Annotated in this window: 10 protein-coding genes; 3 read left to right on the top strand and 7 right to left on the bottom strand. The window is 70.9% G+C overall.

The window, feature by feature from the left end; translation table 11 throughout:
- Positions 1 to 6: 6 nt before the first annotated feature.
- The 3 genes from NO900_RS16715 to NO900_RS16705 form a co-directional block, all read right to left on the bottom strand.
- The gene (locus NO900_RS16715) at positions 7 to 816 is read right to left on the bottom strand and encodes a nucleoside phosphorylase (RefSeq protein ID WP_256409089.1); all 810 of its coding nucleotides are present in this window, start codon (positions 814 to 816) and stop codon (positions 7 to 9) included.
- Positions 817 to 879: 63 nt separating this feature from the next.
- A complete protein-coding gene (locus tag NO900_RS16710) occupies positions 880 to 1,326 on the bottom strand; it encodes a hypothetical protein (protein ID WP_256409088.1) in 447 nt (148 codons plus the stop codon).
- A gap of 100 nt (positions 1,327 to 1,426) precedes the next feature.
- A complete protein-coding gene (locus NO900_RS16705) occupies positions 1,427 to 2,893 on the bottom strand; it encodes an HD domain-containing protein (RefSeq protein WP_256409087.1) in 1,467 nt (488 codons plus the stop codon).
- A 111-nt stretch (positions 2,894 to 3,004) separates the two neighbouring features.
- On the opposite strand from NO900_RS16705, the gene NO900_RS16700 reads away from it, so the two are divergent.
- From NO900_RS16700 to mtnP, 3 genes are read left to right on the top strand one after another with little or no spacing between them, the layout of a single operon-like run.
- Positions 3,005 to 3,187, top strand: a complete 183-nt coding sequence (locus NO900_RS16700) for a hypothetical protein (RefSeq protein ID WP_256409086.1) — start codon at positions 3,005 to 3,007, stop codon at positions 3,185 to 3,187.
- Positions 3,187 to 4,182, top strand: a complete 996-nt coding sequence (locus NO900_RS16695; RefSeq protein WP_256409085.1) for a YeiH family protein — start codon at positions 3,187 to 3,189, stop codon at positions 4,180 to 4,182. Before NO900_RS16700 ends, NO900_RS16695 begins: the two co-directional genes overlap by 1 nt.
- A 50-nt stretch (positions 4,183 to 4,232) precedes the next feature.
- Positions 4,233 to 5,099: an S-methyl-5'-thioadenosine phosphorylase gene (mtnP, locus tag NO900_RS16690; protein WP_256409084.1), complete on the top strand. Its 867-nt coding sequence runs from the start codon at positions 4,233 to 4,235 to the stop codon at positions 5,097 to 5,099.
- Between the two features lie 347 nt (positions 5,100 to 5,446).
- Here the strand turns inward: mtnP and NO900_RS16685 are convergent, their stop codons facing one another.
- The 4 genes from NO900_RS16685 to NO900_RS16670 all read right to left on the bottom strand — a co-directional run bounded on the left by NO900_RS16685 (position 5,447) and on the right by NO900_RS16670 (position 11,807).
- Entirely contained in the window at positions 5,447 to 6,691 is a 1,245-nt protein-coding gene (locus NO900_RS16685; protein WP_256409083.1) for a glycosyltransferase family 2 protein, read from the bottom strand.
- Between the two features lie 96 nt (positions 6,692 to 6,787).
- Positions 6,788 to 7,774 carry a segregation and condensation protein A gene (locus NO900_RS16680; protein WP_256409082.1) on the bottom strand — a complete coding sequence of 329 codons (987 nt, stop codon included), beginning with the start codon at positions 7,772 to 7,774 and terminating at the stop codon, positions 6,788 to 6,790.
- Positions 7,767 to 11,354 (bottom strand): chromosome segregation protein SMC, encoded by a 3,588-nt coding sequence (gene smc / locus NO900_RS16675; protein ID WP_256409081.1) that lies wholly within the window; start codon positions 11,352 to 11,354, stop codon positions 7,767 to 7,769. The genes NO900_RS16680 and smc overlap by 8 nt, the downstream gene beginning before the upstream one ends.
- Before the next feature lie 24 nt (positions 11,355 to 11,378).
- The gene (locus NO900_RS16670; protein WP_256409080.1) at positions 11,379 to 11,807 is read right to left on the bottom strand and encodes a DUF7518 family protein; all 429 of its coding nucleotides are present in this window, start codon (positions 11,805 to 11,807) and stop codon (positions 11,379 to 11,381) included.
- Positions 11,808 to 11,826 lie beyond the last annotated feature (19 nt).

Raw genomic sequence — 11,826 nt, 5'->3', positions numbered from 1 at the left:
GAGCGCTCAGTCCGACGCGCGCCACGCGGCGGCGGCCGCGTCGATCACCGCCAGCGCGTCTTCGCTGCCGTTCGCGTCTCCCTTCTCGAACTCCTCCTCGGTCTGGCCCATCTGGTTGGTCACGTGCGCGAAGCAGACGACCGGCCGGTCTCGGGCGTCCGCGAACGCGTAGAGGGCCGCCGCCTCCATCTCGACCGCGAGGATCCCCTCCGACCGGGCGCGTTCGATCGCGGTCTCCGTCTCCCGGAACGGCGCGTCCGTCGTCCACGACGCTCCCGTGTACACCGGTCTGGGCACCGCCTCGCACTCGCGCTCGACCGGCCTCAGGAGCTCGGGATCGAGGGACGCGTAGCGGTCCGCCGGCCGGTAGTGGTGGCTCGTCCCCTCGTCGCGGAGCGCGCGCTCGACGAGCACGAAGTACGGCGGGTCGTCCCGCGGGACGATCCGCCCCGAGGAGGTGACGCTCACGAGGAACTCGCAGCCGGCGGCGAACAGCTGCTCCGCGACGAGGACCGCGAACGACGCCCCGACGGCGCACCCGACGATTCCGAACTCCTCGCCGCCCCGCTCGAACCGGTAGAGCTCGGTGTGGTACCCCGGCCACGTCTCGTCCTGCTCGGCCTCTCCGGCCGCTCGCAGCCGGCGCACGACGTCCCCGTCCGGATCGAGGACGCAGACCTCCGGGACCGAGCGCTCCGGGAGCTCCTTCTGACGGCGGGCGTTCTCCAGCAGGGCGCTCGGCGCGAACACGGACGGTTCGTCGAACGCCTTCGCCTCGAACAGCGGGGACGCGTCCGCGTCGGACGGGTCGGTCATGTGGATCGGTTCGCGGAACTCGCGAAAGGGTGTTGCGGTCGGGCCCGCCTGCGCGCCTCCGACTCACCGGAGTCCGAGACGGTCCCCGAACCGCCGAGCGAGCGCTCCGATCGCGTAGCTACCCGCGGCGAGGACGACGGCTATCGGCGCCCAGAGCGCCGGCGCGCCGTGTCCGTAAAACGACAGCACGAACGCCACGGGCGCCGCCTCTCGCGTCGAGATCAGCCACGCGTAGAACGTCACCGGTCCGTACACCGGTCCGACCACCAGGGCCGTGCTGACGAGCAGTCCGCTTCCGGCGTACGCGGCGCCGACCGCGAGCAGGCCGCCGAGCAGGACGAACGGCAACAGGACCGCCTCGGGTATCGCGTCGAAAGCGGCGTGTGACGCGAACGCGAACAGCCCGGTCACGCCGAACAGCCCCGCGGCTACCGCGGCTCCCGACCGTCTCGGTGACGACCGGGTTCCGAGGAGCGCTCGCCGGAGGGCCGCGTTCGAGTCGAGGTCCATGTGTCCGTTCGGGAGGGCGCGGCGTCTCCGTCCGAGTACGCGGCCGCTCGGTATCCGTTTTGGGGTCCCTGCCGCGGTCCGACGGCGTCGCCGTCGCGTTCTACGTCCCCGCTGCCACGCCGACCTCCCGCTCGAACGCCTCCCGGAGCACGCGGATTGCCCGCCGCTTCGTCCCGTCGGGGACGAACACGAAGGGGATCGGCACGTCGAACGCGCGGTCGCCGTACAGCCCCCAGTCCCCGACCGACCGGGTCGTCCCGCCGTAGGCGATGGGGATGTCCTCCAGTTCGTCGGGGTCGTACGCGGGGACGTACGAGCGGTCGATCCACACCTCGTGGACGGGCACGTCGAGCGCGTCGGCGAGGAGCCGCTCCAGCCGGTCGTCGCCCTCGGTGAGCCACGCCGTGAAGTCGTCGAGGTCGGGGGCGCGTCCCTCGCCGGAACCGCCCGCGTCGCCGTCGCGGTCACCGCCGCCGTCGCGGTCATCGCCGAGGTCGCCGCCGATCCGGTCGGCCAGCGCGATCCGGTGTTTCCAGCAGGTGGCCGGGAAGCGGCGCCCGCGGAAGCGGTCGTACATCGACGCCAGCGTCGAGTCGGGGTGCTCGCGGGCGGCGACCTTGAGTCGTTCGAGCACGGCGTTGTCGTCGAGCTCCCGCGAGAGCACGCCGTCGACCGTCACCGGGCTCTCGCCGGTCACGCGCTCGTACTCGCCGAGCAGCTCCTGGAGGAGGCGGTTCGCGTAGACGGCCTTGTGATGCTGGGTGACCCACATGTACAGCGCGATCCGGCCTTCGAGGTAGTTCCCGATGGTCGAGAGCGCCTTCTCGGTGAGCGCGAGCCCGGCCTCGGGATGGGCGGTGTAGGCGTCGACCATGCGGTCGACGTCGAAGCTCAGTACGCCCGCGCCGGTCATCTGATTGTCGCGGGTGATGTAGTCGAGCCGGTCGACGTCGATTGGCGAGTGGAGCAGCTGCGCGCCGACGCCGTACTGCCAGGGCTCGCCGCGCTCGTACGCGAGGCTGTAGCCGAGCACGTACGCGCACACCTCGAACGGGTCCACGTCGAACGAGCGCAGCGCGCCGCCGTACTCCTCGACGATGAGTACGCAGCCGAGCAGCTCGTGCGGGCTCGCCGACCGGAGCGGCGCCCCGCCGACGCCCGCCCGGTCGAAGGCGTCGACCAGCCCGGCGTCGGCGACCCGCTCCCGGAGGACCCCCTCGTCGAGGAACGACTCGGAGAGGTGCGAGAAGGGCGGATGCCCCACGTCGTGGAGCAGGCAGGCGCACTCCAGCGTGCGCTGGATCTCCTCCAGCTCGTCGGTCGTCGCGTCCCGCGTGAAGTACGGCTGCCGGCGGAGGTTCTCGAAGACGGTCCGCCCGAGGTGGTAGACGCCGAGCGAGTGCTCGAACCGCGTGTGGTTCGCCCCGGGGTAGACGAGGTGCGTCGCCGAGAGCTGGCGGACGTACCGCAGCCGCTGGAACGGGCGGGTGTCGACGACGCCGTCGACGAGCGCGTCCGGCAGCTCCACGTAGCCGTGCACGGGGTCTTTGATCTGCGTGGTCGGCATCCGGATGTCCGACCGACGACCGCCCGGACCGTCGCTCTTTCGGTCGCGCGTCGGGCGCCCGCACCCCGCCGAGTCCGTCCCTATAAGTACCGAGCGCGCCGACCCGCGGGCATGGTATCGGAGCACGGCGACGACACGGCTCGCGCCGACGGCGCCGGGGACGACGCCGCCCGCGAGACCGGCTCCCCGCTCGTCGACCGGTGGACCGCGCTCGACCGCGGCTGGCAGGCGCTCGCGCTCGGGCTGGGGGTCGTCGCCGCCCACGCCGCGGGACAGGTCGCGGGCCTCCTCTGATGGGCGTCGCCGCCGCCGCTCGGCCGTACCTCCCCGGCCTCGCGCTGCTGGCCGCCGGGGCGGTCCTCGCAACCCTCGTCGCCGGCGCGGTCGCCGGGCTCTCCCCGCTCGTCGTCGCGGTCGCGCTCGGCGCGCTCGTCGGGAACGCGGTCGGGACGCCCGAGGCCGCGAAGCCGGGCGTCGGCGTCGACAAGCTCCTCTTGGAGACCGGGATCGTCCTGCTCGGCGCCGCGGTCGTCGTCGAGGAGTTCCTCGCCGCGGGGCCGACCGTGCTCGGCATGGTCGTCGCGACGGTCGCCGGCGGCCTGCTGCTCGCCGAGCTGATCGCCCGCGTGCTCTTCCGGCTCGACGGGACCACGCCCTCGCTGCTGGCGGCGGGCGCGAGCGTCTGCGGGGTCTCCGCTGTCGTCGCCGTCGGACGCGTGCTCGACGCGCGCGGCTCGGCGATCACCTTCGCGGCGGCGACCGTGCTCCTCTTCGACGCCGTCACGCTCGTCGCGTTCCCGATCGCGGGGGAGTGGCTCGGGCTCACCGGCCGGCAGTTCGGCGTCTGGGCCGGCGTGAGCATGTTCTCGACCGGCCCCGTCGCGGCCGCGGGGTTCGCCCACTCGCCCGAGGCCGGCCAGTGGGCGACCGTGACGAAGCTCGCGCGCAACGCCCTGCTGGGGGGCGTCGCCGTCGCGTACTCGCTGGCGTACACCGCGCGATCGGCGACCGACCCCGGCGTACGCCGGGTCTGGGCCGAGTTCCCGAAGTTCCTGCTCGGCTTCCTCGCGGTCGCCGCGGTCGCGAACAGCGGGCTCCTCTCGCCGGCCGCGCTGGCGTCGATCGGGCGCGTCTCGGACGCGCTGTTCACGCTGGCGTTCGTCGGCCTCGGCCTCTCGATCCGGCTCCGCGAGATGCGCGACGTCGGCGGGGCCGCGGTCGGCGCCGTCCTCGTCCACCTGCTCGTCGTGAGCGCGCTCGCGCTGGCGGCGGTGCGGTGGCTGCTGTAGTCCCCGTTTTACATGACTCCTTATAAGTAGCGAGCCGCCGCACTCCGGGTATGGGCACCATCGGCTTCATCGGCGGCAGCGGCATCTACGAGGCGCTCCCCCTGAACGACGTGCGCGAGGTCGAGTACGACACCCCCTACGGCGAGCCGAGCGACGCGATCACGATCGGCGAGTTCGCGGACACGGGCAGAGAGGTCGCCTTCCTCCCGCGGCACGGCTCCGACCACGGCGTCTCGCCCACCGACCTCCCGTACCGCGCGAACATGTACGCGCTGAAGCGGGCGGGCGTCACCCACGTCTTCGCGTCGAACGCGGTTGGAAGTCTGAAAGAGGAACTGGGGCCCGGCACGCTCGTCATCCCCGATCAGATATACGACCGCACCAAGCGCCGCGACCTCTCCTTCTACGGCGACGGCGTCGTCGTCCACCAGCCGTTCGCGGACCCGTACAGCCCGGAGCTGGTCGACCACCTGACCGAGGCGGCCGAGTCGGCGGCACCCGCCGACACGAAGGTGGTGAAGGGCGGCACGTACGTCTGCATCGAGGGGCCGCAGTACTCCACGCGCGCGGAGTCGGAGTTCTACAGGAGCCAGGGGTGGGACCTCGTCGGCATGACCGCGATCCCGGAGGCGAAGCTCGCCCGCGAGGCCGAGATCGCGTACGCGACGATCGCGGGCGTCACCGACTACGACGTCTGGAAGGAAGACAGCGAGGTGACGCTCGAAGAGGTGCTCGAAAACGCCGAGAAGAACCAGGCGGCGATCAAGGCCGCGGTCGAGGAGGCCGTCCGGACGCTCCCCGAAGATCTGGAGTGCGACGCGCACACGTCGCTCGACGGCACCGTCAACACGCCGACCGAGGCGATTCCGGAAGAAACGCAGGAGCGCGTCGAGCCGCTGCTCGGCGACTACCTGTGAACAATTTTGCGGTGCGGTGGCGCGTGCCGACGAGCGCCCGCAGGGCGCGAGTCGCACGCGCGAGGGACGCGGCGACCGAAGCGAAGCGGAGGGAGCCGCGAGGTTGGGGAGGTGTGAGGCTGCAGTTGCTGTGAGGGTGGGACTCGAAGGGGCAGCCGCGAGGGCGAAGCCCGGCGACGCAAGCACTGGAACGAGGGAGCGTCAGCGACCGAGTGAAGCGCGCAGCGAGCCGCGCGAGCCGTCGCGGCTGGGGCTTTGGAGGTGTTCACCGCCGATCTACAGTTGCCAATCACGTACCACCGAGCGGCTGGGGCTTTGGAGGTGTTCGCCGCGGGAGCGACGGCGTCTCAGTCGTCGAACACGGCGAACGTGAACGCCGAGTCGGACTCACGGGTGAGCCGCTCGGAGCCGTCGTGGTCGCGCAGCTGCCCCTCGTCCATCGAGTCGTGGGCTTCTTCGACCGCCTCCGGCGCCAGCTTCTCCGTCACCTCGAAGGTCGTCACGGGGCTGATCAGTCCCCAGACGGCGCCGATCGAGTGCGCGAAGAAGGCGACCGGCGTGAGCGCGAGGTAGACCGGCCACGTGAGGGGGTGTTTGTCGTACCTGGCGGTCCCGACGAGTTTGTACACGAACAGGATCCCGACCAGCGCCAGTGACGCGGTCTGGTACCATTCCATCGCCGGCGCGGTGCCCGGGAGGAGTATCGACGCGACCGCGAGCAGCGGCACGAGCGGCGAGAACGCCCACGCGACGATCCGCGTGTAATACACGGGCCGATAGGCGAGCGGGAGGAGCCCCCCGTCGGCGCGCGTCCCGGAGATCCACCGACGGCGCTGTTTGGCCATCGCGCGCAGCGACGGGGGCGCCTGGTTCCGGAACCGCACGTCGAGGACGGCGAAGGAGACGCCCGCGCGGTCGGCGGCCCGCCAGATGAAGTTCGTGTCCTCGGTGATCGTCGCGACGTCCCACGTGATCGCGTCCTCCAGCGAATGCCGGACCGCGACGCCGCCGCCCCACGCGTACAGCGGGTACCGGAGGCGGTGGAACGCGAACTGCTCGTACTGGTAGCCGACGCGGAAGATCTCGCTCAGGTACGTGAGCCGCGACCCCGTGTACAGCGGCTTCTCGGTGAACTGGACCACGTCGGCGTCGGGCAGCCCCTCGAAGCCGGCCATGATGGTGTCCTCGTCGAGGTACAGCACGTACTCGCGGTCGCAGGGCACCTCGCGGCGGGCCCACTCGACGGCCCGCCCCTTGTTCGTCGCGGCGCACTCGAAGGAGTCCGGGACGACGTGAACGTCAGCGCCGTCGACGTCGATCGGTTCCTCCGCGATCACGCGCACGTCGTCGAGCCCCGCCGGCACCGCGTTCACCGTGGCCTGAACGACCGCCGCCGCGTCGACGGTGAGGATTCGAACTTGGACGTCGTCGTACCCCCACTCGACCTCGTCGGGGGCGACGCGGCCGCCGCGCGCGAGGACGACGGATTCGAAGAGCCACCACGCCGACGAGGCGCCGTACAGGACGAGCGCGACCCACAGCGCCGCGACGACGACGGCGAGGAGGGGGTTGCCCGCGACGAACTGGAACACGCGGAACGGTGCGGGCGGCCGGACAATCAGCGTGGCGGTGTCCGGACCGCGACGGCCTCGGATGACGGGGTTCGCGGAGAGCGACCGCGGCGCCGGTCAGTCCGCGATCGCTTCCGACTCCCCGGTCGCCGCCGCCGGGTCCTTCACCCACAGGTCGCCGAAGAAGTCGTCCTGCTGGAGCCGCACCGAGCCGCGGTGGGCCATGAACAGCAGCGCGAGGTACGTCATGAACGGGCGGCCGCCCGCGGTCTCGATCTCCGCGAACAGCACCTCCGTGCGACCGCGGTCGAAGTGGGTCCGGAGGGCGTTGTCGATCTCCACGATCACCTCCTCGATGTCCTCGTCGTGGGTGCGGTCGGTCGCCTCGCCCGCTGTCGGCTCCCCGTCCCGCCGGAACTCGTCGCCCGCGCGGTAGTCGAGCGTCTGGGTGCCGCGGTCGTACCCCTGCGGCGACTCCGAGGTGTCGTACTCGCGGGAGTCCTTCCACCACGAGCCGCGCTCGGCCTCGCGCAGCTCGCGGACCAGCTCGTCGAGCGTCTCGGGTGACCCCCGGGTGTTCTTCCGGTCGAGCCGCCGGTCCATCTCGGCCTCCAGCTCGTCGACCGGGTCGACGTCGCCGTCGGCGGGGTCGGGCGCGCCGCCCTCCATCGCGACCTCCCACGGCTCCGGCTCGGGCTCCTCGTCCTCGTCGTCGTCGGCCAACATCCCGTCGCTCTTCATCCGGAGCAGGACGCTGGCGTAAAAGAGCGCTCGGCCGGTCGTCCGGAGGTCCGTCTCGTCGAGGCGCTCCAGGAAGGCGTCCGTCACCTGCACGATGTCGATGTCCCAGGGCTCGATCTCGCCCTCCTCGGCGAGCTGGACGAGGAGCTCGACGGGCTCGACCTCGCCGTCATCGTCGACGCCCGCATCGCTGTCGCTGGCGTCACCTCCCGCGTCGCCCGTGGCCGGTTCGTCGCCTCCGAGCGTTTCCGGCGTCGCCCCGTCGTGCGCCCCGACGTCGCGATCGCTCGTCAGGTCGAGGTCCGGGACGCCGTCGTCCGAGCCGCCGCCGCCCGCGCCCGCCGACTCCGGCGGCTCAGTCATCCGCCGTCACCTCCTCGTCCCCGTCGCCGTCGTCGCCGAACTGCATCCCGGTGACCGCGGAGAGGTTGTCGCCCTGCATCGTGACGCCGATCGCGCGGTCGGAGCGCTCCAGCAGCGCCGAGCGGTGGCCGACCACGACGAACTGGGCGTCCGCGGCCAGCTCCTCGATCATCTCGCCGACGCGCTCGGCGTTGACGGCGTCGAGGAACGCGTCGATCTCGTCGAGCGCGTAGAACGGCGCGGGGTTGTGCCGCTGGACCGCGAAGATGAAGGAGAGGGCGGTCAGCGACTTCTCGCCGCCGCTCATCGCGTCGAGCCGCTGAACCGGCTTGTCCGCGGGCTGCGCCCGCATCGTCAGCCCCTCCTCGAACGGGTCCTCGGGGTTCTCCAAGAGGAGCTCGCCGCTGCCGGCCGAGAGGCGGGCGAAGATGTCCTCGAAGTGGTCGTTGATCGACTCGAACGTCTGCATGAACGTCTCCCTCTTCGCCGCCTCGTACCCCTCGATACGCTCCTCGATCGCGTCGCGCTCCTTGACCAAGACGTCCCGGCGCTCCCGCAGCTGATCGAGCGCCTCCTGCACCTCGTCGTACTCGTCGATCGCGAGCATATTGACGGGCTCTAACGCCTCCATCTCGGCCTCCAGCTCCTCGATCCGCGACTCGACCTCGTCGAGGTCGGGGATCTCGTCGGCGTCGTAGTCGCCGACCTGCGACTCCAGCTCGTCGATCTCCCACGCCAGCCGGTCGCGGCGGTCGGTCAGGTCCTCCAGGTCGGACTCCGCCGCCGAGACGAGCGAGCGCTGCTCGTCCCGTTCGCGGGTCGCTTCCTTGATCTCCTCGCGGAGGTCCTCGCGGTCGGCCTTCAGCTCCGTGAGCTCCTCCTCGAGATCGGCGATCGCCGCCTTCTTTTCCTCGAGCTCGGCCTCCTTCTCCTCGATCGCGGCCTCGTGCTCGGCGATCGCCTCCTCGGCGTCGGCCTTCCGGTTCTGCGCTTCCTCGACGGTGTCGTGAAGCTCGTCGACGGCGTCCTCGGCGTACTCCTTCTCTAACTCCAGCTCGTTCTGCCGACCGTCGAGCGAGCTCATCCGGTCTTCCAGCTCCGCGATCTCGTCGCGGATCTCGTCGGCGCGCTCGGAGAGCTCCGGGATCTCCGAGTCCGCGAGCTCCGCCTCGATATCGTCGATCTCGGCCTCCAGGTCCGAGATCTCCGAGTCGAGCTCGGCGAGCGTCCCGTCGATCTCGCTCATCTCCTCGTCGACCGACTCGCGCTCGGCCTCCAGCTCCTCGAGCTCGGCCTCCAGCTCGTCGATGCGCTCCTCGGCGTCCGCCAGCTCGTCCTCTGCGCGCTCGACGTTGGCCTCCAGCGACCGGACGCGCTCGGCGGCGTCGGCCTTCCGGTCGCGCGCGTCGTCGATGTCGTCTTCGAGGGCGTCGATCTCGGCCTGTAGCGACTGCCGCTCGTCCTCCAGCTCCGATATCTCCGCGGCGAGCCGTTCGAGCTTCCCGCCGCCCGACTTCGTGAACGCGTACCGCGAGCCGCCGCCGGAGCCGCCGGTCATCGCGCCCGACTTCTCGACGAGGTCGCCGTCGAGGGTGACCATCCGGTAGTCGCCCATCAGTTCCCGGGCGGTGTCCATCTCCTCCACGACGAGCGTCGAGCCGAGCACGTACGAGAACACCGAGGCGTACGCGGCGTCGTAGTCGACGAGGTTCCGCGCGAAGTCGACGACGCCCGGCAGCGAGGGCTTCCGCGGGAGGCTCCGGTCGTCCATCTCCGTGATCGGGAGGAAGGTGGCCCGGCCCGCGTTCCGCCGCTTGAGGTAGTCGATACACGTCGAGCCGACGCCGTCGTCGTCGACGACGACGTTCGCGAGCCGGCCACCGGCGGCCGTCTCGCAGGCCTCGGCGTACTCGGCCTCGACCGAGCCCAGCTCGCCGACCGCGCCGTGGACCCCGTCGATGCCGCCGTTCTTCACCTCCGTCACCGCGCGCGGCCAGGAGGCGTCGCCGCGCTCGTCGGCCGCCGCCTCGAGCTTGGCGTACTCGTTCTGCTTCTCGCGGAGCTCCGCTTCGACCGCCTCCAGGTCCTCGCTCCTCTCCGCCTTCTCCGAGAAGAGGTCGGCGACCGCCTCCTCGATCGTCGCCTCGTTCTTCTCGGCCTTGTCGAGCTCGCTGCGGAGCTCGGAGATCCGCGCTTTGTGCTCCGGAAGCGACTCGCGGGCCTCCTCCAGCTCGGTCCGCGCCTCGCTCACCGCGTTCGAGCGCCGGCGCGCCTCGTCGAGCAGGCGGTCCTTCTCGCGCTGCGTCTCGTTCTTCTCCTCGCGCAGCGACTCGATCGCCTCCTTCTTCTCGGCGAGCTCGTCTTTCAGCTCGTCGAACTCGGTGTCGGCGCCCTCGATCTCGGCCTCGACGTCCGCCAGCTCGGACCGTTTCGTCGCGATCTCGGACTTGACGGACGCCTTCTCGACTTTCACCTCGCGGATCTCCGCGTCGAGCTCCTCGATCGTCTCCTCCTTCCGGTCGATCTGGACGAACGCGTCGCGCCGCTCCGTCTCCGCCTCGGCGGCGCGCTCCTCGGCCGCCTCGATCTTGTCCTCCAGCCGCGAGATCTCGCCTTTCACCTCCTCGATCTCCGACCGAATCTGAATCTGCTCGTCCTCGCCCTTCGTCTCGATCTCGTGGTTGAGGTCGGCCAGGTCCTCCTCAAGCCGGGTGAGTTTCCCCTGTCTCGCGTCGAGCGCCTCGCGGAGCTCCGCGAGTTCGGCCTCCGCCTCGTCGATGTCGGCCTCGATGTCGTCGAGCGCCTCGCGCTTCTCCTCCAGCTCGGAGGCCTTGCGGAAGCCGCGGTACTCCTCCAGCTCCTCGCGGAACCGTTGGTACTGAAGCGCGGTCTCGCGCTCGTCGGCCAGCCGGTCGAGCCGGTCCTCCTTCTCGCCGATCCGGAGGTCGGCCTCGCCGATGCGCTCCCCGACCGTGTCCAGCTCCTCGTAGGCGGCCTCCTTCTTCTCGTCGAACTCGGCGACGCCCGCGATCTCGTCGACGATCCCCCGCCGCTGGTAGGGGGTCATGTTGATGATCTCGGTCACGTCGCCCTGCATCACCACGTTGTACCCCTCGGGCGTCACGCCCGCGGCCGCGAGCAGGTCCTGCACGTCCGAGAGGTTCACCGAGCGCCCGTTGAGGTAGTAGTACGAGTAGTAGTTGTCCTCGGTCTCCTTCACGCGGCGTTTGATCGTGATCTCGGAGACGTCGCCGACGTTCTCCGTCCCGGCCGCGGAGACGACCTGCGACCGGTCGAGGGTGCCGTCCTCGTTCGAGAGCACCACCGTCACCGAGGCCTCGTTCGGGCCGCCGGAGCCCTCGCCGTCGTCGTGGCCGGGGTTGTAGATCAGGTCGGTGAGCTTCTTCGCCCTGATCCCGCGGGTGCGCGCCAGTCCGAGCGCGAAGAGGACCCCGTCGATGATGTTCGACTTCCCGGAGCCGTTCGGCCCCGTGATGACCGTGAAGTCGTTGTAAAAGGGGATCCTCGTCGTCCGCCCGAAGCTCTTGAACCCGTCCAGAACGACTTCGCTGATGTGCATGTGACGCGGGGGTGCGGAGGCGGACTACGCGACGATGATGTCGCTGTCCGACTCCTCGTCGTCGCTCGTTGCCTCGGACTCCCCGGCCTCGGCGTCCGGCGTCGTCGCCTCCTGCTCGGGGACGACCATGTCGTCGCTCTCGGCGTCGGCACCGGCGCCGGCGGCCTCGTCGGCGCCCTCGCCGCCCGTCCGCTCGACGACCTCGACGTGGTCGTCGGAGTGCGTCCGCGTCTCGCCGCCGGCCGATTCGGTCGGCTCGTCTGCGGCCGACGCCGTCGCAGTCTCGGCGGTCCCCGGGTCCTCGCCCGCGGCCCCCGCCTGAACGGACACCTCCTGCGCGTCCTCGACCTGTCGGACGCGCTCTTTCATCTCGACCAGCTCCTCCGTGAGCCCGTTGACCGCCGCCTGCAGCTCCGCGACCTGTCGTTCGAGGTCCTCGACGCGGTTACTCATATACACACGTATGCTCACG

The organism is Halorubrum rutilum (assembly GCF_024494565.1).
Note: the sequence above shows the minus strand (reverse complement) of the source record. Positions and strands in the feature narration are given on the sequence as shown.